10 protein-coding genes and 1 pseudogene are annotated in these 22560 nt (G+C 61.2%); 4 read left to right on the forward strand and 7 right to left on the reverse strand.

Annotated features, from left to right (window positions below):
* Positions 1-81: 81 nt before the first annotated feature.
* Complete coding sequence (locus VRB54_RS05095; protein WP_338479778.1) at positions 82-3153, reverse strand: biosynthetic peptidoglycan transglycosylase; 3072 nt, start codon at positions 3151-3153, stop codon at positions 82-84.
* Between the two features lie 467 nt (positions 3154-3620).
* On the opposite strand from VRB54_RS05095, the gene VRB54_RS05100 reads away from it, so the two are divergent.
* Complete coding sequence (locus tag VRB54_RS05100; protein ID WP_338479779.1) at positions 3621-5039, forward strand: amino acid permease; 1419 nt, start codon at positions 3621-3623, stop codon at positions 5037-5039.
* Between the two features lie 42 nt (positions 5040-5081).
* Here the strand turns inward: VRB54_RS05100 and VRB54_RS05105 are convergent, their stop codons facing one another.
* From VRB54_RS05105 to VRB54_RS05115, 3 genes and pseudogenes are all read right to left on the reverse strand, one after another.
* Entirely contained in the window at positions 5082-8039 is a 2958-nt protein-coding gene (locus VRB54_RS05105) for an NEL-type E3 ubiquitin ligase domain-containing protein (protein WP_338479780.1), read from the reverse strand.
* Positions 7963-11523, reverse strand: a complete 3561-nt coding sequence (locus tag VRB54_RS05110; protein WP_338479781.1) for a dermonecrotic toxin domain-containing protein — start codon at positions 11521-11523, stop codon at positions 7963-7965. The genes VRB54_RS05105 and VRB54_RS05110 overlap by 77 nt, the downstream gene beginning before the upstream one ends.
* A gap of 63 nt (positions 11524-11586) precedes the next feature.
* Positions 11587-12721, reverse strand: a pseudogene (locus VRB54_RS05115) (OpgC family protein).
* Positions 12722-12965: 244 nt separating this feature from the next.
* Here VRB54_RS05115 and VRB54_RS05120 point away from each other — a divergent pair.
* The 3 genes from VRB54_RS05120 (at position 12966) to VRB54_RS05130 (ending at position 15814) form a co-directional block, all read left to right on the forward strand.
* Positions 12966-14297 carry an HD domain-containing phosphohydrolase gene (locus VRB54_RS05120; protein ID WP_338479782.1) on the forward strand — a complete coding sequence of 444 codons (1332 nt, stop codon included), beginning with the start codon at positions 12966-12968 and terminating at the stop codon, positions 14295-14297.
* A gap of 606 nt (positions 14298-14903) precedes the next feature.
* Complete coding sequence (locus VRB54_RS05125; protein ID WP_338479783.1) at positions 14904-15311, forward strand: NUDIX domain-containing protein; 408 nt, start codon at positions 14904-14906, stop codon at positions 15309-15311.
* A complete protein-coding gene (locus VRB54_RS05130) occupies positions 15308-15814 on the forward strand; it encodes a GNAT family N-acetyltransferase (RefSeq protein WP_338479784.1) in 507 nt (168 codons plus the stop codon). Before VRB54_RS05125 ends, VRB54_RS05130 begins: the two co-directional genes overlap by 4 nt.
* A 50-nt stretch (positions 15815-15864) precedes the next feature.
* Here the strand turns inward: VRB54_RS05130 and metR are convergent, their stop codons facing one another.
* The 3 genes from metR to VRB54_RS05145 all read right to left on the reverse strand — a co-directional run bounded on the left by metR (position 15865) and on the right by VRB54_RS05145 (position 22466).
* Positions 15865-16782 carry a transcriptional regulator MetR gene (gene metR, locus VRB54_RS05135; protein WP_338479785.1) on the reverse strand — a complete coding sequence of 306 codons (918 nt, stop codon included), beginning with the start codon at positions 16780-16782 and terminating at the stop codon, positions 15865-15867.
* A gap of 84 nt (positions 16783-16866) precedes the next feature.
* Positions 16867-22287, reverse strand: coding sequence for a dermonecrotic toxin domain-containing protein (locus VRB54_RS05140; RefSeq protein ID WP_338479786.1), 5421 nt, complete (start codon positions 22285-22287; stop codon positions 16867-16869).
* Positions 22275-22466: a hypothetical protein gene (locus tag VRB54_RS05145; protein WP_338479787.1), complete on the reverse strand. Its 192-nt coding sequence runs from the start codon at positions 22464-22466 to the stop codon at positions 22275-22277. The genes VRB54_RS05140 and VRB54_RS05145 overlap by 13 nt, the downstream gene beginning before the upstream one ends.
* Positions 22467-22560: the final 94 nt, after the last annotated feature.

Consider the following 22560-nt stretch of genomic DNA (forward strand, 5'->3'; position numbering starts at 1 on the left):
GAGTCTATTCAGTGTCCTTGCCCGAAATAGCCTAGAAAAATACAGGTTTCTGTGCCCTGAAATATGCGCAGGCGTGTCTGTTCAACGCGCTATGCAGAGTGTCTGCGTCCCCGGTTGCAGGTACGGCGTGAGCATCGGCGCCATGCCCTTGAGCACCTGCACCGGCAACGCCGAGGTAAAGGTGAAGTGCTGCGCCGTCGCGCCAGGCACGAACGCGGTGAGGGTGCCGAAGTGGTGCTCGCCGATGTAGAACACAAAGGTCGCAGTGCGGTTGATCGATTTGGAACTCAGGATGCGCCCGCCGGCACCCATGGCTTCGATGCGGTTGTCACCGGTGCCGGTCTTGCCGCCCATGGCCAGCGGTGTGCCGTCAGCCAGTTTGAAACTGCCGGCCACGCGCTTGGCGGTACCGGCGTCCACCACTTGCGACAGGGCGCCGCGCAACGCGCTGGCGACTTCGCTGGGCATGACCCGTTTGGCGCGGTCGGGATCGTTGGTCACGCGGGTTTCGTAGGGTGTGCCGACGGCAAATTGCAGGCTGTCGATGCGCAACACCGGCAGGCGCACGCCGTCGTTGAGGATGATCCCCATCAGGTCGGCAAGGGCTGCGGGGCGGTCGCCGGAGCTGCCGATGGCGGTGGCCAGCGACGGCACCAGGTGATCGAACGGGTAGCCCACGGCCTGCCAGCGCTGGTGGATGTCGAGGAAGGCTTCGATCTCCAGCATGGTGCGAATACGGCTGTCGCGGGCGCTCTGGTGACGGCTCTTGAACAGCCAGCTGTAGACTTCCTGGCGCTCGAATTCGCTGGCCTTGATCACCTCGGTGAACGTCGCCTCGGGGTGGTTGAACAGGTAGCCGAGCAACCACAGGTCCAGCGGGTGCACCTTGGCAACGTAGCCCTGGTCCGGCAGGTCGTAGGCGCCGAGACCGTAGCTCTGGTAAAGCGTGGCCAGGCGCTGGTCACTGAGTTTGTCGCCGGTTTTGAGGTGCGCGCGCACAAAGCTGTTGAAGCTTTCCTGGCTGGCGCGGGGCAGCAGGTAGCGGTGCACGGCGGCCAGGCGGATGGCGGTGGGGTGCAGGCTGTCCATGAACGTGTCGAGCCGCGCCTGGGTGTCCTTGTTGCGGTATTTTTTCCAGAACTTGAGCAGAAACGCGCTGCCTTCACGGTCGGCAAATCTGGCCAGGTATTCCTGGCGACGCGGGTCGCTGTCGTCCTTGAGCAATTGCGCGCTGGTGCTCTCATTGGCGTAGGTGACGTAGCGCACCACGTCACGCATCAGGCGGATGAATGGCAGGTTGATCGACTCGCGCAATGCATCGCGCAGGGTCGGGTTGCGGCCGTTATCTTCGTTGCGAAAGTTGTGAAAGCGGTGCAGGCCGCCACCGGTAAAAAACGCCTCGCCGGGATTGGCCGAATAGGTGCGGTCGAGGGCCGCGTCGAGCATCTTCGACAATGTGCGCTCGGGGTTGCGTATCAGGTAATCCAGGGCCCAGCGCGACAATACATCCTGTTCGGCCACTGCGACTTTTTTCAGCACCGCGGCCGATTGCGTGGCATGGCGCCCGTGCAATTCGCTGATGATCTGCAGGTAGGTGGTCAGCAACCGCAGCTTGGCGGTGGAGCCCAGTTCCAGCTTGCTGCTCTGATTGATGTCGAAGGGCTGGTCGGTGTTGTCCGTTTGCACCCGCACGCGCGCACCGCCTGGTGTCAGTTCGAACAGGGTAAAGCTGTAACGCACCTGTGGCGTGCTTTGCGCGGTGAGCAGGCGCGGGCCGAGCAGGCCGATCTGCCCGGCGAAGGCCGGGTCGGCCAGGCGCTTGAGGTAGTCGGTGGTCTGGGTTTGCAGGTCGTATTGCAGGGTGCTGGTGGCGGCCAGGTCGAGGCGGTCCAGGTCGTACAGAGGGAGGTCGAGCAGGCTGGCCAGGCGGTTGCGCGCTACGGTAATGGCTTTGTTGGTTTCCACCGGCTGCAGCGTCGGTTGCTGTTGCCAGTCGCGGTAGGTGACATGCCCGGCGAGTGCGGCCGCGGCCAGCGCAGGGTCGATCACCTTGCTCTGGGCCAACAGGCGGATATGGCTGTCGGTCAATTGCGCCAGTTCGTCACGGCCCTTGTTCAGATAGTGCGAGGGGCGCCGCTGGGCGATCATCAGCGACAGCACCTGGCGCAGGGCCAGGCCTTTTGGCGCAAGGTCCTGCGGTGCATCGTCAGCCAGCAGCGCATTGACCTGATTGAAGTCGGCGCCGAACCACACCCGCAAACCTTCGGCCATGCCATGCACTTCACCGTGCCCCGGCACGGCCGAGAGCGGCACGGTGTTGAGGTAGTCGCGCACGATGTTGCGGCGGCTGCCCAGGGTATCTGGCCCCGGTTGGTAGGCCCGCACACTGGCGGACATCATCTGGCGCAGTTTCTCGCTGCCCGACGCAGTCAGGCCGTCGGGCGAGTGGCGGTACTTTTCCAACTGGGTGGCGAGGGTGCTGCCGCCGGCCGTTTGCCCAGGCAGATGCAGGAGCCTGGCTAGCTGTGACCAGGCGGCCTTGGCGAAGCGTGGCCAGTCCACCGCCGGGTTGGCCGTTGGGTGTGCGGGGTCGAGCAGGTCGCGGTCTTCGATGAACAGCAGGCTTTGCACCATCAGCGCAGGGATCGCGGTAAAGCTGGTGTACAGCTGCTGCGGGTAGCTGAAGCTGTACAGCGGCGCCGCGCGGCAATCGGTAAGACTCAGGCCGGCCTGGAGCTTTTCGACGTAGGGCACGTACAGCCCGCGCTGGGCGTAGTTCATCAATGGCGCAGAGAAACGCGCCTGGGCCTCGATGAGGTAATTGCGCTTGAGCAAACGCGGCAGGAATTCGTCGAGGGCGCTGTAGCCCAGGCGCTGATCAAACGGGCCGGCGCCAGGGTACACAATCGCGTCGCTGGCGCCGGGTTCCACGCGATAGCTCAGAGAAGCGGCGAACGCGCTCAGGTGCGCAGCTTGCAGGCGCGAGCTGTGCATCTCCCTGACGGCGGCCCAGGACAATGCCAGCAGTGCGACCAACAACACCAGCCACCACCATCGCTTTCGCGAACGGTGGCCTTTCGGCAATGGCGGTTGATCCGTGCTGTCGTCGAGTACCGCAGCTTTTTTCGAATCGGTTTGCCATAACGCGCCCATGGTCGATTGATCCATTCCCTCAGATTGATCGGACTTGGGTGAAGCGTAGTCGCTGGTGGCGCTGTGTGAAAAATTACTCCTGGCGCGTTCAGTTAAGCGCAGATCCCCTGTGGCGAGCAGGCTTGCCCTGCGTTGGGCTGCGCAGCAGCCCAAAACCAGCCTGCGCGTAGTATCAGGTATACCGAGGGTTTCCTGATTAGGGGCGCTTCGCGCGCCAACGCGGGGCAAGCCCGCTCGCCACAGGGCCTGGGTTGCCGGGCAGCTGGAAGAAAGGCGGGTCCCATTGTTTAACGCTTTGAAGCAGGCAAGTCTGTCTCGTAGAATTCTTTTTTATCCAGATTTATCGCTGAATTTTGTCGCTTATAGAGTGAAAATACCCTCATGCGGGTTTTTATACTGCACGCCCCACCGGTCTTGCGATGCAACGCCGGTGGATCAATCCAATAACAAGATGAGGTTGTACCCTTATGCCTGTCGGCAACCCCCTGCCCCCTGGCGAGACCGTCCAGAACGGCCCGCTCAAACGTGAACTGGGCGAACGGCACATTCGCCTGATGGCCCTTGGCGCCTGCATCGGCGTCGGCCTGTTCCTCGGCTCGGCCAAGGCCATCGAAATGGCCGGCCCGGCGATCATGCTCGCCTACATCATCGGCGGTCTGGCGATTCTGGTGATCATGCGCGCCCTCGGCGAAATGGCGGTGCACAACCCTGTTGCCGGTTCGTTCAGCCGTTATGCCCAGGATTACCTCGGCCCGCTGGCGGGCTTTCTTACCGGCTGGAATTACTGGTTTTTATGGCTGGTGACCTGCGTGGCGGAGATCACCGCCGTGGCGGTGTACATGGGCGTGTGGTTCCCCGACGTACCGCGCTGGATCTGGGCGCTGGCGGCGCTGGTGAGCATGGGCACCATCAACCTGATCGCGGTAAAGGCCTTCGGCGAATTCGAGTTCTGGTTCGCGCTGATCAAGATCGTCACCATCATTGCGATGGTGATCGGCGGCGTCGGCATCATCGCGTTCGGCTTTGGCAATGACGGCGTGGCGCTGGGCATTTCCAACCTGTGGGCCCACGGCGGCTTCCTGCCCAACGGCGTGCAGGGCGTGTTGATGTCGTTGCAGATGGTGATGTTCGCCTACCTGGGCGTGGAAATGATCGGCCTCACCGCCGGTGAAGCGAAGATCCCGCAGAGGACCATCCCGAATGCCATCGGCTCGGTGTTCTGGCGCATCCTGTTGTTCTACGTCGGCGCGTTGTTCGTGATCCTGTCGATCTACCCGTGGAATGAAATCGGCACCCAGGGCAGTCCGTTCGTGATGACCTTCGAGCGCCTGGGCATCAAGACCGCCGCCGGCATCATCAACTTTGTGGTGATCACTGCCGCGTTGTCGTCGTGCAACGGCGGCATCTTCAGCACCGGGCGCATGCTTTACAGCCTGGCGCAGAACGGTCAGGCACCGGCCGCTTTTGCCAGTACCTCCAGCAACGGCGTGCCGCGCAAGGCGTTGCTGTTGTCAATGGGTGCGCTGCTGCTGGGCGTATTGCTCAACTACCTGGTGCCGGAAAAAGTCTTTGTGTGGGTAACCTCCATCGCCACCTTCGGCGCGATCTGGACCTGGGTGATGATCCTGCTGGCGCAGCTCAGGTTTCGCCGGGGCCTGAGCCCGGCTGAGCGCGACGGCCTCAAGTACCGCATGTGGCTGTTCCCGCTCAGCTCGTACCTGGCACTGGCGTTTCTGCTGCTGGTGGTGGGCCTGATGGCGTACTTCCCCGATACGCGCATCGCACTGTATGTAGGCCCGGTTTTTCTGTTGCTGCTGACGGTGCTGTTCCACGTATTCAAGCTGCAACCCAAACCGGGCGGACACAGCGCCTTGCGTTCTACGTAAACCGGCCGCCGGAGCCTGTACGCAGGCTCCGGCGGCATCGGCTCAGGCGCGTTGCAATGCCGCCTGTGTAGCGAGTGTGAGTTGGCGCACCAGGCGGTTGTGCTCGTCCTTCTCCAGGTCGACCAGGGACTGGCGTCGCTCCAGGTAGATATCCGACTGTTTATCGGGCAGTTCCCTGTTCAGCGTTTCGACTTTGTACTGGATCGTGTCCTTGATGGTATTGAAAGGCTCCGGATGACTTCTGGCCAGGTATTCGATCCAGAAGCCTTCCATCAACAACCATTCCTGCAGGGCCGGGCTTTGGCCCATCAGGCGCAGTTTAGTGCGTGCACCATCAAGGATCTGCGAAGTCACGTAGCTGTCGACGCTGTACAGCAGCTCCAGGCGGCTAAAGGGCAGGTTGAATTCCGTGGCCAGTTGGGCACGAAAGTAAATGGTGGTTTCGGCCGGGTCGACATGCTGACCGGCAGCTTCGCGTGCGTGGATGAATGCATCGGAAATCAGATCCAACTGGTTCAGGTAGAAATGCCCGGTGGACAAGGCAATCAGAGCCCTGTCGCTGTCGTAGCTTCGAGGTTTCATCTTTGCCTCATGGATGAGGTGTTCAAGCTCCATGTTGGTGAAAGCTAGCAGGACGCTGTCACCACAGTTCCCGGCGCCGTAGGTGTTCAGACACACCTTGTTGCGCAGTTCGGTGGAATCGGCCATGGCCAGCAACAAATTCCAGACCCGAGCGCTCAGCGCTTGCCTTGATTCCTTCGAAGCCGTGTAGGCAATGGTTTTCGGCAGGTCACGCAGCACCTGGAACACGTCGTCGGCGCGTACCTCCTCGTTGGCTTGCAACTGTTTCCACATTTCTCTACAAGCCTCATGTTGGGCTTTGGGGATGTCGACCAGCCAAGGATCAATGGCCTTAGCGCTCTGCGCAACGTGCGGCACGCTGTGCGGGCTTCGTCCGCGAATACCCAGGCTGCGTTCATGGTCTGCAATTCGTTGGCGTGTGGCCCGGGTAAGCGGATTGCCATGGAGGAGGGTGTTGACGGGGGTCATTGACCCCTGCGGGTTGGTGAACACCTCGTCGGGAATGGTCTGGATGAGGTTGTGCTCCAGATTCAGCGTCAGCGAGTCAGAAGGTAGCGCTCCGGTCGGCCACTGGCGGATTTGTGTATCGGTGAGGTCCAGGACGTTCAACTGGCTGAGTCGGCTGACGTCCGGTGCTCTGCCGAGCACGTTGTAACTCAAGTCAAGGTGCCTCAGACCGACCATGTTTGCCAGGCGAGCCGACGACTCTGCGGTCAGGATGAGATTGTTGAAGGGCAGGCGCAGGTACCGAAGTTGAGTCATGTCGGTGACGGCCGTGGGCAGATCCACCAAGTTGGCCCTGATGCTCATGGAGACGAGTCCGGGGAGCTGTCTCAACAGGCGATCGGTGTTAACCGGATAGGTGTGCGCCGTCAGTGACAGATGTTCGATGTGTGCCAGCCCCGTCACCCCAGAGAAGACAGTGGTTGGGGGAAGACCGCTGGCACCCAGATCCAGATGCAACCCGTGCATATGACCAAGATCATTGTAATAGTAACGCGGACGTTCGCGCCGCCAGGCACTTCGGAACTCGCTGGCGATGGTACGACGCCGACGCTGGTGGATGCCGGCAGGGCCTCTATCATCAATCGCCTGGTGGGTTTCCGACCAGCGGGTCAACGCCGTGTCCATGCTCTGGTACTCCGCCTGAAGCCGGTTCACCTCGATCAGCGCTTCGGATTCGCTCCTGTTCAATGTGCGAATAAATACATTGGCCTCACTATTGCTCATGCACGGGTACAGCTCTTGTACCCTGGAGATCAGGTCTGGTGGACGGTTTGCGCCAAATGGCCAGCGCCCGCTCCAGACCGGATAGGCCAGAAACGAGCGGTCGACCTGCATCGGCGGTTGCATCCAGGGTTGCAGGTGCGGCAAGTCGAGCAACCCTTTGATCTCAACCCGGCGACCCAGCGCCAGGGCAACTACCTGTTCGCGCCACGCCGACACGCCCTCATTCTCGGTGATGCCCAGTGCGGTCTGTTCAGCAGCCGACAGGAACTGCGCCAGCGCATTCAGCACTGAATGAACGCGGGCGCCCATTGGCATATCCGAGGTGTCATAAGCCTGGTAGCCCTCCTGGGTCCTGCCCAGTTTGCGGCGCACGCTCGCGTCCAAGTGCCCCGCGCTTTCCAGCAACGCCCCTTTGTGATCGTCTTGATGAACATCCACGCGCAGCTTTTTTGGCCAATCCGGCAAAAACTTGAGCAAATGCAACGTGATTTTGTCGCTGTCGGCATTGGCGCAGGACGGCAGGTAAAGCCCCTCATAGGCACGGTTCAAGCGCAAGTCGTGGCCCGACAGGCGAGCCTGTTCCGACAGACGCAATCCCACCTGATTTTTTTCATGCAGCTGGTTGAGTTCCCAGGGCGTCGCATGGTCGAGAATAGCCTTGACGGTACTGGTAGGCAGATTCGGATGTTTGGCCTTGAAGCTTTTTTCTTGTGCGCAGCCACCGAGCTCGCTGTGTGCGTAGATTGAATTGAACACCTGAGTGTGCTCAGGCTCTGTGAACGCGACGATTTTTTTCACCAGTTTGAACAGGCGATCATCGTGGGACGTGGGGGTTTCGCCCAGCAAACCCTGGCAAACAGCATCGTTCCTGATCACCGTGCCGAGCAGTTTGCCGCCGTTGTACTCCTGCTGCGTCACCGTGATCATTTTGGCATCTGCCGGGGTGTCGGCCGGGTACTGTTGGAGCACGCGCTGCTGGCTGTCGACAATTTGCAGCACATGGTCGGCGGGCCAGCCGCGGATCCCGTTCAGTATCAGCAATTGCAGCGCCGGTCGCGCATGAGCGGAGGTGGGGTTGGCGCGCATTGCCTTGATGAACAGTTGGATCTGCTCATCGATCTTGAAGCGTTTGCAAGTGTCGGCCAGTAGAGGGGGCGCGGGGCGTCCCGAGCAATGGACCTGACGCAAGTGCCTCGGGTGATGTATCGGTCAGGGCCATGATTTTTCCGGCCATGTCCTGAGTAAAGGCGTAGGTTTGATTGCCCAGCCGGTAAAGCAGGCTGTGGTCGTCCCAGGTCATGGGGTTTTCACTGGACAGTCGCCAGGCGCCTTCGTGATTGTGCTCCAGGGTAGGTGTGTTGACCCCGGTTTTTTTCGGATGGACCAGGCTCCATTTTTGCCGGCTTTTGTCAAAGACCACCTCATACAACGAACCGAACAATGGCAGGTAGTGCTTGGCGTTGATCGAGTAGAGACCGTTGTGCTCGGGTGCCTTGCCAGTCAGCAACTGCGAGCGCTGTTCGTATTGCATCAGGGAACGGTCGGCCAGGCTGACGAGGCCTTGCGGATTGCGCCGGGCAACCATGGCGTCGCCCAGAGTCTTGCGTAAACCCTTGGCGTCGCTGGCGCCACTCATGCCCAGCAAGGCGTGTTCATGGGGCTGCAGCACCGAGGCGATGGCCAGGTAGAAGCTGTCGGCCACCGGCGACACCGGGATCTCGCCGCCGTTGCGCATGTCGTAGGCCCGGTAGGCACCCTTGCCATAGTGACGCAGCTCAACGGTAAGATCATCGGGGCCGGTGGAGGTGTAGGTTTCTGCGGCCGCAATATCGTTGATCACGAAAGGGCGCTTGAGTGTCTGACTCATAAACGACGAAGCGAACTCCCGCGCCCATTGGTCGGTATCTTCGGCAAACTCACGGGGGTGATACAGCGCATCGATTATCGCGTCGATCCGCAGTGCGGTGCGCTGGCGGTCGAGCACGTCGCGAAACTCCAGCGGCAGCGTGCCGTTTTGCAGGTAGTCCTGCTGTTGGCGGGGCGTCAGCGGTTCCTGTTCCAGCAGCCGTTGGAAATTAGCGGCAGATAACGGGCGGTTGAGGTCGCGCAGTTTTTTCAGCAGAGGGGTAACTGCCACCTGGGGCGGTGTCGTCTTGTGCGGCAAGTAGCGGCGGGTTTCGGTTGGAGCAGTGAGGTCCGTGTTCTCATGACCCGCATAATTGACGGCAGCACTGAACAGCTTGTGGCGCTCCTTGCCTGCCAGCTCCGCAACCTCGCTACGCAGGGTGCTGATGCGTTGATCTTCGGTGTGCGTGAGGCCATCTTCCTTGCCCAGGGTCGATGTGCCGGGCTGTTGCCTAATGATCAGGCGCATCACGGAGTCCTGGGTGCCAGCGGGCAACGCCTGGTTGTCCACATCGGTATAGCGGCCATCTTCTCGACGTGTGAGGCTTACGGTATGCGGGGTGGCGGATAGCTCGGCGGATGGGCTGTAGCGCTCGATCAACACGCCTTGCTCATCCTTCACGTTCAGCACGCAGTCAGCTGGCCAGTTGGGCAATTGCGTCAACAACCCGAACACCAGGGCGTCACCATGAGGCGGCAGGTAGCCTGGCTCGTTGAAACGCTCGATGATCAGTTGGATCGCCCAGTCAGCCTGCAGGCGGCGGACGCCCTCAATCAGGCCCAATGGTGCTGGCTGTGCGCTCCAGACAGCATCAAGGTCGGCACGGCTGGTGGCGGTGCCGCGTAGCATCTGTTCCACGTTTGTGTCGGGGATGATTGAAGAACCATTGGGCAGCATACGTTGCAGCAGTTGGCTGTCGGACAGCGTGTGGGCGTTTTTCAGGTCGAAGACCCACGCCTGCACGGTGGGCTCGAACACGATGGCCGGCATATAACTGTCGCTATTGGCGTGCTTGAGGACATATCGCATGCTTTTCGGGTTGTGGCTGACCTCGGCCATCACGGTCTGGTTGCCCTCTCGCAATTTGGCGTAGGTTTTGTCTCCCACGGTATAGAGACCCAGCGCATCGGGGCTGCGACCATCGAGCAGCTTTGGATGTGGGATTGCGTAGAGGCGCGCGTCGGGCCTCCATAATTCATCGACTCCGTCCGTGCGCGTGATCTTGCGCGGGTTGCCGAGGGTTTTCAGATAGCCTTGCATCCGCTGGCTGTGGGCACGGCTGGCGGTCTTGATAAGGTGGCCGCTGACCACCAGATCAGCGACATCCGACATGGCGGAGGCGAAGCTGCCGGGCTCTCCTGCTATGGCGGCAACCAGGCCCTCACCAATGCTGTAGGTCATGCTGCCCAGCACGGCCAGTTGCATGATCCGGTTCATCCCGGTGACACCTCCGGGCATGGGGGTCATGAGCACTTGCAGGATTTCGCCAGCGAGCGCCGCCGCTCCGTCCCTGAGCGCTTGCCAGTCCGCGTCGGAACGGGTGGTTGCGAGCGTATCGAGATCGGACTGGTAACGCTGGATATGGTGACTGGTCAGCGCGTCAGTGAGGGACACTGAAACGCCCGCCTTGAGGTCCCTGGAAAAACGCACGTTATCCAACGTACGCGCTGGGAATGCCTGATGAAACCCGTCGTATAAATGTTCGGCGAGCCAGTTCAAGCCTTCCGGACGTATGTTGTTGTTCAGCAGGGCGATGAAGGTCGGCAGGCCTCTGAACGGGAGTTGTCGGGATAGCCAGCCAAGGTCGTTCTTCTGATGGCTGTCTTTGAGCTGTTGCCGCAGGTCGACTTCCGCAGCCTGGGTATCAATGTGATAACGGAATGCACCACCTGGTCGAAACGGGAAATATGACACCACTCCCAGGCTTGCAACGTGAATCAGCAACAGTGGCAGCGGCACCGCGCTGGCGACCAGGCTGGGGGGCGGCGCGTTCAGGCGGTACGTATCGAATTTAAGTGGCGCGTCGGTCGCCGATACAGCATTGAGCAGCGCGTCATACATCTGCCGGGTGAGACCCGTGGTGCTCCGTGCGCGCCAGGTGTCCAACAGCTCGAACTGCAACGCTGCCTTTGTGGCGCTGGCGAACAAATTGCGCAGTTTGCCGTTAAGGGCCAGCCCCAACCTGATGCGCTGCTGCAATTGCGCGCCGAGGTCCAGCTCACGGGTAATCCTGACGAAAGCCGAGGTGTCCAGCGGTTCTCCGGGGCCGCTGATGGTACTGGCCTCGACCAGGCTGTACCCGGAGTCCTGGCGAATGGAGTGGGTAAAGCCAAAGTTAAGGCACGCGGCTTCCCAGAGCGTCATGCTTTTGGTGTGCAGCTTGAAGCGCGCTTCGTCGTAAGCGCGGCGTGGCCGGTTCCCCACCGGGGTTGGGGCTGGATCCCATGGGAACGGTAGCTCGCGTTTTTCCATGTAGGTGGTTTCGATCCGGTATTGCTCCGGGTCCCGGCCATCAAGGCTGGCACGCAGTTGCGCCAGGCCCTCGGTCTTGAAGGCTGTGATCAATACATTCTTTTCGGTTTCCAGGGCGACGAGCGCTTTCTGCGCTTCGCGCTGCAGTCTGATGTAGTCGTTTTTTTCCTGCGCACTCAGGCTGTGCATGGCTTGTTCGACATTGCGCTGGATCTGCTCCAGCGCCTGTTGCTGAGCCCAGTCGTCACTTGATTGCAGGTAGGGGGAGGGACCGAGGAGGTTGTAGACGGTCATGTGCATTAGCCTTTCACGAAAAGTGGAAGGCTAATGGGAGCATGCGCTGTTTTGCTGTCGGGCCTAACTATGTAGCCGTTGCCGGGGCAACGCAGATTGGCTCAAATGCTTGTTGAACTCCAGCCAGGCGCCCAGCATTGCCATCAACCCGGCACCCACCAGCGCGGTGAAAATCTGCATGGCAAAGGCATCGCCGGCCAGGGCGTTGATCATGTCCGCCAACGGTGCCAGCAGCACACCCAGACAGAACACTTCCAACGAAAAGCGCCCCGTGCGGCAGGTCTGCCGGGCCAGCCAGTTTTGCGTCCAGGCGCGCCCTGGCAACAGCTTGGCGGTGACGTAGAGCCAGGGCGAGAAAATGCACAAGGCGCACCGGTGAGAGGTCGGTTTTGCTGATCGGGTACAGCAGGTCGCTGAGGGCCGATGGCATCCACGCATCGTGGACCTGCGGCCAGCGCCAACTGAGCGTGATCACAGCTGCCAGCAGCGCATACAGCGCCGCAGCCACGAACAAAGGCTGGCGCAGCAGCGCCCGCGTCTCGGGCTGGCGCGGCCGTTGTGCGTATATGGCCGCTGCGCCACCGAGCACAAACAGGAACTGCCAGGTCACCGGGTTGAAGTACCACACGCCGTCGGCAATCGCCCGAAGGTTCCAGCCCATCCATGGCGCCAGCAGGTACACCGTGGCCGAGGCGGCGACTACCCACCAGGTATTGCGCAGCATCAATGGCAATATCAGCGGCAAGCCCGCCAGCAGCACGATATACAGCGGCAATGGGTCCATCAGGTTGGGCTTGAAGCGCAACAGCAATTCATCGGTGAGCGCCTGTTGAGGATGGGTGACGAAGTGCGTCAGGCCCATCTCCTCCACCAGGTCACGGGTTTCCACATGGCTGTTGGCGAAAAACACAATGCCCATCAGCATTGCCAGCAGGAAGATATGCACCACGTAGAGCACCCAGGTGCGCCGCAGGATCTTCAGGCTGGCCATCCAGTAACCTTCGCGCTGCAGCACCTTGCCGTAGGCCAGCACCGAGGCGTAACCGGCCAGAAACACGAACACTTCGGCGGCGTCGCTGAAGCCGAAGTTGCGCAAGGTGATTTGACCGAGAGGATTGTGGGGGACGTGATCCCAGAAAATGAAGATCAACGCCAGGCCCCGAAAGAAATCGATGCGCGGGTCGCGTCCGTTCAGCATGGCAGCGGGCTCTATGAACAAATTGTTTGGGACAGGCACGTGGCAGGCTGGTGCACGCCGTGCGTCGGGCGGGCGCAGGTTGGCGGTATTTGTAAGCAATTGCAAAGTCTGGATATTACTGAATGTCTCAAACGCTTCGCCTCGTTCGCTTCTCTTCATGAAAACCCAACTAAACTCTTCACTGTCCGCCAGGAGGCAGTTGCCCAGACCGTAAGGAGCGCACACCGACGATCCGAGGTATTGCATGGGAGAGTCCGTTACGTTCACCGAGGCCGAGCGCCCGGTGGTGCTGTTGATCGATGCCCACCCCGACGTGCTGCAGCGCCTCACGCAGTTGCTGCGCCTGGAGCCTGTTGCGCTGCACAGCGCAACCTGTGCCGTCGAGGCCCTGGCCATTCTTGCCCGCCATCCCGTCGACCTGGTGATGAGTGCCGCGCGCCTGCCGGACATGGACGGCGCCTCGCTGCTGGCGCATATCCATCAGGCATACCCGCACACCGTGCGCATTCTGTTGACCGGTGAAACCGACCTGACTCTGATCGTCAAAGCCATCAACGAAGGCGAGATCTACCGCTACCTGAGCAAGCCCTGGAAGGATGAGGAACTGCTGCTTGCCCTGCGCCAATCCCTGGCCCACCAACACTCCGAGCGTGAACGCGCGCGCCTGGAGCAGTTGATCCAGCAGCAGAACGAAGAGCTGAAACAGCTCAACGCCTCCCTGGAAAAACGCGTGGCGGCGCGCACCAGCGAGCTGCAGCAAACCGCCGACATGCTCGACCTGGCCTATGAAGAGCTCAAGCACAGCTATGCCACCGGCACTGAAGTGTTTTCGCTGCTGGCCAACCTGCGTCTGCCGCGCGCCAAGCAGACCAACCGGCAAATCATCGAACTGGTGCGCACCTGGTGCGTGTCCCACGGCGTTGATAGCGCCAGCAACCGCGACCTGACCATGGCCGCCGCGCTCTACAACATTGGCAAACTGAGCTGGAGCGACAGCATGACAGCCGCGCCCTCGGACCTGCTGCACAGCACCGACCGCGAACGCTATCGGGCCTATCCCGGCCAGAGCGAGTCGCTCCTGATGACCCTGGAGCCCATGAAAGATGCTGCGCGGCTGATCCGCCATCACCAGGAACGCTGGGACGGCAGCGGGTTTCCCGACCACCTCAAGGGCGATGCAATTCCCGCGGGCTCGCGTTTGCTCAAGCTGGCGGTGGACTTTATCGAGCTGCAAAAGGGCCTGATCCTGGAGCGCCAGATGAATAGTGACGAAGCGTTGCTGTACATCCGCAAATACGCCGGGCGGCTCTACGACCCCAATCTGGTGGAAGATTTCGTGCGGGTCTGCGCCACCTACCTCAATGACGTGACCCTGGGCGATCCCAACGTCAAGGTGCTGGGCACCCGCGAGCTGGAAGAGGGCATGGTGCTGGCGCGCAACCTGAATGCAGACAACGGCATGTTGCTGCTCAATGCGGGCAAGTCGCTCAATTTGCCGTTGGTGGACAAGTTGATTGCGTTCGAGACGATGGAGGGTGCGCGGTACAGCGTGTTCATCAAGGCTGAGCCCGATTGAGGAAATGCGGGAGGCTATGGGCAGCTGAATTGTTGTGGTGAGGGGGCTCGCGAGGTGGCTTAGGGGGCCACCCTTACGGCGGGTCACTTTTGTAAAGTCCGGAAGCCGGCCCAGACGAAAGTAACCAAAAAGCCTGCGCCCCAACACTCGCACCTCGCCCAGGCTCGGTGTGCCCGAACGCAGGCGTGTTTGACGGGGCGCCTCAGATCAACATCAAGAGCGCGGCGACCTGAAAGCCGACCGGTATGGAGGAGTGTGAGCGCGGTCAACTGTGGGAGCTGCGGTGCGACGATTCGACTTGCCTGCGAAGGCGTCGGCCCGGCAAACGTTGATGCTGTTGACCCACCACTTTCGCTGGCAAGTTGCACCGCAGATCCCCTGTAGCGAGCGGGCTTGCCCCGCGTTGGGCTGCGCAGCAGCCCCAAAACCAGGCTCTGCAGAGTGTCAGGTACACCGCGTTTTCCTTGATTGGGGGCGCTTCGCACCCCAACGCGGGGCAAGCCCGCTCGCCACGAAACGCCCGCTCAGGCAGAAAGCCCTCCTGAATTTGCGATAAAGCCCTGGGCCATGTGATCCTTGCGCCTTTGCATTCAAGGCAGCCTGTCCATGACCTCAACCATTCGCATCGCCGCCGCCCTCCTGATCGGCAGCGACGGCCAGACCCTGCTGGTGCGCAAGCGCGGCACCCAGGCCTTCATGCAACCGGGTGGCAAGATCGACGCTGGTGAACAACCCGTGCAGGCCCTGGCCCGTGAGCTGTTCGAAGAGTTGAACCTGCGCATCGAGCCGGATGCCGCCGTCTACCTTGGCCACTTCTCGGCACCTGCTGCCAACGAGCCAGGCTTCACCGTCGAAGCCGAGCTGTTTCAGGTGAATATCGATGTGGCCGTAACGCCCGCCGCAGAAATCGAAGAAATCCGCTGGATTGACCCCACCGGCGATGGCGGCCTGCAACTGGCACCGTTGACCCGGGACCTGATCCTGCCGTTTTATCGCGCCGCGCTCACCGCATGATCCTGCGCCCGCTGCAGGCCCAGGACGCCGAAGCCTACCGCGCGTTGATGCTGCAAGCGTACGGCGCCTATCCCCAGGCGTTTACCTCCAGCGTTGCCGAGCGTGCGGCGATGCCTCTGAGCTGGTGGGAAAAACGCCTCGACAACCCGCTGGACCGGCTGCTCGGCGCTTTCGCCGGGGACATGCTTGCAGGCATTGTCGGCCTGGCGTTCGAGCCTCGGGAAAAGGCGCGGCACAAGGTGACCTTGTTTGGCATGTACGTGATCGAGGCGTATCAGCAGCAGGGCCTGGGCCGTCAGTTGGTGGAGGCGGCGCTGGCTGAAGCGCGCCGGCATCCTCGTCTCAAAGTGATCCAGTTGACCGTCACCGCCGGCAATGACGCTGCGTTTGCGTTATACCGGCGCTGCGGCTTTATCCAGTACGGCCTGGAGCCTCTGGCGGTGCGGGTGGGCGTGGAGTATTTCGACAAGATTCACATGTGGCGTGAACTCAAGGCCGAGTAAGGCCGTGGTTATCACACCGCTCAATGTGGGCGCTGGCCTCATTGTGATGTTCAGCGCACGGCGCTCACGCCATCCAGCGTGGAAAACGACGTGTCCTTGGCCGTCAGCAGAAAATCGCGCATATACGGTGCGTCCAGCATGTCGGCGCGCACCCCCGCATACAGCGTGGCAAACAAGCCTTTCTCGCCCAGGCGCTTGGCTTTCACATAACCGCGCGAGCTGTATTCATGCAGCGCCCAATGGGGCATGCCGCACACGCCACGGCCGCTGGCGACCAGTTGCATCATCATCACCGTCAGCTCCGAGGTGCGCACTTGCGCAGGCTCCACGTCGGCGGGCTCCAGAAAGCGCGTGAAGATGTCCAGGCGATCGCGCTCCACCGGGTAGGTGATCAGGGTTTCGCTGAGCAGGTCTTCGGGCACGATGTACGACTTGCCGGCCAGCGCGTGCTGGTTGGCCACTGCCAGCATCGCTTCGTAGGTGAACAACGGCACGTAGGTGATACCCGGCAGTTCCAGCGGGTCGGACGTCACCACCAGGTCAAGGTCACCCCGGGCCAGCGCCGGCAGCGGCGCGAAGGCGAAGCCCGAGGCCAGGTCCAGCTCGACCTCCGGCCACGCATCGCGAAACTGGTCGATGGTCGGCATCAGCCACTGAAAGCAGCTGTGGCACTCGATGGCCATGTGCAGGCGCCCGGCGGTGCCACCGGCCAACCGTGCAATATCGCGCTCGGCGCCGCGCAGCAGCGGCAGGGTGGCGTCGGCCAATTGCAGTAGGCGCAGGCCGGCGCTGGTAAAGCGCAGCGGCTTGGTCTTGCGCACGAACAACTGCATGCCCAGGCGCTCCTCCAATTCCTTGAACTGGTGCGAAAGCGCCGACTGCGTCAGGTGCAGGCGTTCGGCGGCTTCGACCAGGCTGTCGGCTTCACGCAGGGCGTGCAGGGTCTTGAGATGACGGATTTCGAGCACGGGCTTTCCATGAAGGTAATTTGAGACAAACACACATAGAGTGAGTTTGTCTCATGTTCCCATGGGTGTCGACCGTGATCTGGCTTACAGGTTTTTGAAATGCTCAAGAAACAGGACTCGGCTGATGTCGCCGCGCCAGATCGGCGCGTGGCCGGGCTGCTGTTTTTGCCATTCCAGCCCCAGACGTCGTTGCTCCGGCAGTTTCAAATGCGCCTTGACGACGTCGTCGAACGGCGCTGTGGCCGAGTCGTAATGCGCATGGACATACCACAGCACCGGTTCATTCGGCCGGGTCAGGTCATGTACGGCGTACTCCTGAAGAAAGTCGGTGCGACCGTCCTGGCGTTTCCCATTGGCGATACGCTCTGCCAGCTTGCTCAGGCGGATCGCTTGCCGATCATCCTTATGGGGCGCAAGCAGGTAAGCGAGGAAGCCGCCGGTAGGCTGTTTGCTGCTCATCGATTGTTGGACACGCAGTTGCCGCCCGGCCACGGTCAACTCAGCGGCCTTGCTGCGCAGTTGGCCGATGATCGCCTCGTCAGGGGCCACACGCCCGATCCGATTGGCGCGGACGGTCAACTCCGCGGCTTCGCTGACCAGCATGTGCTCCAGGTTCACAGGGCTCATGTTCTGTTGCGCGTAGCTCTGGACTTTGCTCCGGTAGGTGTCCACGGCGTTGAGCCGGGACTGCGCTTCATTGACCAGTGTCGAGTGCGCAAGATTGAGTTCGGGGACCGGCGTCGATGGCTTGGGTGCGGCAAGGCGGGCCCGATTGGAGTGTGGATCAAGGTGCCAGGTTTCGACCTGACCTGTAGGCGCTTCGACGATGTATTGGCGGGTGCTGGTAGTTGGGTTGATGGCTTCGGTGCCCACCAGCAATCGATTTTCTTCGGTGGTAAAGACTTTGAGCGCCGGGTCTCGAGCGCGGCCGGGCCTGATGCCGATATCTTTTTGAGCAAGCTCGATCATTTTCTCCACGTCATCGAGCAGTGTGCTCAGGCGAGGCTGATCGAAGTGCTGCGGGTATCCCAGATTCCAGGTTTTCAGATCGCGACTGAAGTGCTGGTAGTCCTGAATACAGGCCTCGAGCATGGCCAGGCGTTGAGTGCGGGTGGCGGGTGAGCGGTCGAGGAGGAAGTGAAGGTTGAGCGCGCGCGAAATATTGACATGGCTATCGAGTGTCTGTCGGAACAGATAGAACCAGGACACCTCATTGATGCCGTCGTAGCGATTGAAGCTTTCCAGACTGAAACTGAGTGTGACGTGACGACGATAATCGGTGCCGAAATTGGCGTTCAGTTCTGCGAGGTCTGCGTCCAACGTTTTGTAAGCACTCAGCGTGCCTGCGTCAGTCTCGGTGAACTTGAAGTCACGGTCGTGCATGATTTTCTGATGCCAGGTGTTGGCCGTCTGTGCGCACTGTTCCACCTCATCGAGCGCCTCGCGAATCCTGAGGCTGATGGCCTTGCGTCGCATGGCGTGATTGATCAGGTCGCCAGCCCGGACTCGTTCCAGGGTCAGCGTGGTGAACTGCTCGATGGGCGCCAGCATCTCCTTTCGCGCATAGTTGGCAAGCTCGATGTTGTTTCTGACGATGCTTGCAGCGTTCGCTCGGCGCATGCCCTGATGAACGGTGATGGCCTGACGGCCGGCTGGCCGGGGCAGTTGAGCGAGTGCGCGGTCGTGCTCAAGGGCAAGCTCGATTGATTCGCGCAGGGACTGGCGCAGGTCGGTCAGAGCGGCGGATTTGCCCTGGGACTGGGCGTTCAAGTACAGCACTTCCAGGCGTTTTGTCCTGTTGAGCTGGTGGCTGACGCGCCGACCAAGGGCCATGGCTTCACCTTGCAGACGCAACTGCTGGCGCCACGCGCGATCAGTCCACCAGAGGGGTAAGCGTTCACGAATCGTCAGCGGCCAGACGGGATCGAGGCGGTCTGCCAGATGCCCGAGCACGCCGCCGCCGCCAGCGAGGCCACCGTTGACCAGGGTGCCGTAGACCGCGCCGTGGGTGTTCCAGTCGCCAGTCTCATCGAGCACGATGGGCTGTTTGTAGGTTTTGGTGCGAGTCCCTTTCAAGCGCAACGTGTGCAGGCTCTGATCCAGTTCAACCTCACAGATACGACCCTGGCTGAGCATGAAATCCCCTTGCGCGTGGCGATAGATGTTGCGGTAGATCCCTTCGCTGTGAGGTTGCAAGCCGTGCAGGGAAATCGGTTGTTCGTACTCGTACCCGGCGAAGCGTTTTGCGATGGCCGACGACTTGCGCAACGACGGCGGCGAGAAATTGGCCGCGCTGCGGCCGAGCCGATCCAGCTGATGCAGGCGAACCTTGGGGCGGGCCGCACTGGAGGAGACACCCAGCCCCGTGCCCAGATCGACGCCGGCGTCGATCAGCGCGTGCAGGCTGGATGCCAGCGCGTCGATACCCTCCTGAACATCGCCGCGCAGGAACGCCGCGACAGCCATGTTGGCTTGCACCCACGCGTCATACAGGCCTATAGCCGTGCCGACAAACGGCACGAATCCCATGGCCAGTTTTATGAAATACATCGCCTGCGCACCTTTGCCCGCCGATTCGCGCAGACGCTGTGCGCTGTTGGAGCGTGATGTAGTGCGATGAGCTTCCAGCAGTTGGCCCATATGCACATTGAGCAGGTTTTTCGAAAGAGAGGTGGAGGCTGGCCAGGCAACGCCGACACCGATGATGGCATCGTAGTGTTTGAGCAGCGCCTGCTTGATGCGGTGAGCGTGTAGCTCGGTTTTACCACCCAGTGCCCGCCCCGCCAGGTACTGGTGCATTTCTTCGCGAAAGCACCAGTTGAACAGGGCTTTTCGGGCCGCTTCCAGGGTGTCGAAACGGTAGAAAAACCGACCGTCGACGCGGTCGGGCAGGTACAAAAGGGTAACGCCGCTGTTCAATTCCTCGATAAAGGTCACGCCCAGCAGCGTTGAACTGAGACCCTCTGTGTCGCTGCCTCCCACCGTAAGGAATGCCGGTTTGATCACGATCCGGCGGTTGCCCTGGCGCCAGGCCTGGTCGGTGCTGGCGTCGATGGCGATGTCGAGTATCTGCAGCGCGTCGTCCTTGAGGTGCCCGCGTACCTTGGCAATGCTGCGTTGCAGTTTGAGCAGCAACCGCCAGTTTTCCAGCAGGGTTTCCTGCTGGTAGGCGTCACTGAAGGAGGGGGCGACAGGCGTGCCCAGGAAAGTTCGGGTGATCAGGTCTTCATATTTCTGCGCGACGTCCAGTTGCGCGATGATCCGTTTGACGTAGGGGGCGGTGATGCCCGTGAGCAGTCGCTGGCGCTCGGCTTCATCGTCGTTTATCACCTCGACCTTCATGAACTCCAGGCGGTCCTTGAGTGTGTCGTCAACGGTGAACAGGGCGAGTTCGTGCAACTTCAGCGTGCTGCGTACGGTACTGGCCCTGTTCACGGTGCGCGGTGAAAACGAGCCGGGCGCGCCTGAACCCAGCAGCGGTTGCTTTTCAACCGTCACCGGAAGGTCAAGCGTGAGTGTGAAGGGCTTGAGCAGCGAGAAATCCTCACGCAGACGCTGGTCGACCTGGCCCTGGCTGAAGCGGCTGGCGGACGGCAGATCGCGTTGCACCAGTACTTGCGATCGGCGCAATGCATCCACACTGGCCTTGATCATTGGCCTGAGCTCGGCTGCTTGCGCGTCGGACAGTTCATTGACCCATTGCGGCCGCTGTTCGGCCAGCGTGACGCTGCGCTGTTGTTCGACCAGTTGCGCATAGGCAAGGTCTCGCGCGTCATGGCGGTGCACCTGCCATTCGAGCCTGCATTTTTCCGGCAGCGCCTGCAGCTCGGCCGCGCGTTCGCGCAGCACGGCTGGGTCGGCGTCGGTTTGTATCAACAATGCGGCTTTTTGTGAGCATTGATGGGTCTGTGACTGCAGACCGTAGTCGAGCGCCTCGCGCAGCACCTCGGTCAGTTGCAGGCTCAGCTCGGCATCATCCGGTTGGATGTTGAACAGCGCGGTGTGCAGCGTCTCTCGTGAGGCGAAGCGTTGCAGCCCGCCTGACCGGCCCGGCCACCAGAGCAGCACACCGTGGTCGCTTGACGGATCTTGCAGGTCAGCCGCATCAACGATTGCCAGCAGCCCTCGCAACTCCTGATGTTGCACCACGGTCTCGCCATATTCACCGTTGGTGCTGCGCTTGCTCACGAGCAGGCGGCAAGCCGCAACCGGCAGGGTGCGATCCTGGCGGTCGGGGTGGTTCAGAACGGCCTGCAGCCTCAGGTATTCGTCGTTGCTGATCTGCTTGAGCAGTCGTTGTATCTCGGCTTCAGCGCGCAGGCCTTTGACGCGCGCGGTATAGAGTTCGCTTTTTGCTCGTGAGGCAGTTTTGTGCAGGGTCTGCAACTGCAGGCCTGTCTTGTTTTCCAGCAGTGAGGTCAGTGCGCTGTCGGCCGAATTTTGTGCCGCGCTCAAGTCATCAATGTGGGGCTTGAGCCTGTGCAGGGGGTCGGCCTGCCCTGGGTCCAGTAAGGTTTCCAGGGCCAGGCGCTGCTGCTTGAGCGTGGCCAGGCGTGTCGCCAGCGGCAGGTCGGCGCTGAGTAAACCGAAAGGTGTGGGTGGGATGCCGCTCTCTTCGTCGGCCCCTGCCGTGACCGGTGAATCAGACGGCGCCGGGAAGAGCCCATCGTCGCGCAGCTGTCGGTAAGTCAAATCAATGGCGTGCATCGCGTTCGCACCTTGTGTGGCGAAGTCTGTGCCGCTGTTTTGGGTCAATGCTGCCAGCAGGCGGGCCTCGGCGTCGGCGAGCCAGGCCTCCATTGCGTCGGTAAAGGGGTTTTCGATCAACTCATAGTCGATCTCCGACGCTGGCCTCGGGCGGTCCGATGCAATCAGTTGGCCTTGTTCGGCCAGCATCCAGCTTTCCAGCGCGTTGCGTTCCCTGAAAATCTGTAACACCGGTTGCCTGAAGGGCGTGTACAGCAACTGTGCGGTGAGGGGGACGGTGTCGATGGTCAGCACCAGTGCCGCGTGCAGAGGGACGCAATGGCCGTCGGCCCACTTGAAGCGCAATCGCTCGGCGTAGACGGCCCTGTCGGAGTCCTCGGGCAAACCCAGTTTGGCCAGAGCCGGTTTGAGTTGCTCGGTACTCAGTTGCCCGAGGGCGAATGCCACTTGGGCGGCGGCTTCGAAGTGGCCTTTATACAGCTGGTTGGCACGTGTGCGTCGCGACACCGGCGTGTGTGGCGCGCGGTCATCCCAGTAGCGTTTCCAGCCATGGGTGATGAAACCCCGCAGGTCCAGCGCGTCCAGGTGCTCAAGCATTTCGCTGGCCGTCAACGCAAACAAGGGATGGGTGCTGCGCAGGCCCACCACAATGAAGTCCTGGTTAATGGAGGCCGGCATCTCAGGGCGTTGTTGCATCAAGGCAAGCGCGTTGTTCAAGTTGATGAAGGGTTTATCCGTGCTGCGCAGGCCAACCGTGTCGCCGTCCAGGTCCAGGTTTTCCAGGATTAGTTGCGCCACCAGACCTTGGGGGAGGGAATGGCGTGCATGAGATCGAGCATTGCCTGACGGCAGTCTGCCCAGCGTTGCAGGGCTGAGAGCAACAGGCTGTCGTCAACCCACAGACGTCCCAGGAGGGAGTCGTAGTTGAAGTCATCCAGGTACGTCGCCGGGGTCATTGGGGGATGTTCGTGGGGCATGATCAGCGGGCCTCGTCGGGAGGAGCGGGCTGCTCCTCTTGCAAAGTCGCCATTGCACGGGAATTTGCGATGCGTCAGGCGGTATCCCTGTCTG

This window comes from Pseudomonas trivialis (assembly GCF_036864995.1).
GTDB classification, from domain to species: Bacteria; Pseudomonadota; Gammaproteobacteria; order Pseudomonadales; family Pseudomonadaceae; genus Aquipseudomonas; species Aquipseudomonas trivialis.

Excerpts from the sequence above, each read along its gene's own strand:
- VRB54_RS05095 (WP_338479778.1), bottom strand. The coding sequence starts at position 3,153 with ATGGGCGCGTTATGGCAAACCGATTCGAAAAAAGCTGCGGTACTCGAC.
- VRB54_RS05100 (WP_338479779.1), top strand. The coding sequence starts at position 3,621 with ATGCCTGTCGGCAACCCCCTGCCCCCTGGCGAGACCGTCCAGAACGGC.
- VRB54_RS05110 (WP_338479781.1), bottom strand. The coding sequence starts at position 11,523 with ATGACCGTCTACAACCTCCTCGGTCCCTCCCCCTACCTGCAATCAAGT.
- VRB54_RS05120 (WP_338479782.1), top strand. The coding sequence starts at position 12,966 with ATGGGAGAGTCCGTTACGTTCACCGAGGCCGAGCGCCCGGTGGTGCTG.
- VRB54_RS05125 (WP_338479783.1), top strand. The coding sequence starts at position 14,904 with ATGACCTCAACCATTCGCATCGCCGCCGCCCTCCTGATCGGCAGCGAC.
- VRB54_RS05130 (WP_338479784.1), top strand. The coding sequence starts at position 15,308 with ATGATCCTGCGCCCGCTGCAGGCCCAGGACGCCGAAGCCTACCGCGCG.
- VRB54_RS05145 (WP_338479787.1), bottom strand. The coding sequence starts at position 22,466 with ATGCCCCACGAACATCCCCCAATGACCCCGGCGACGTACCTGGATGAC.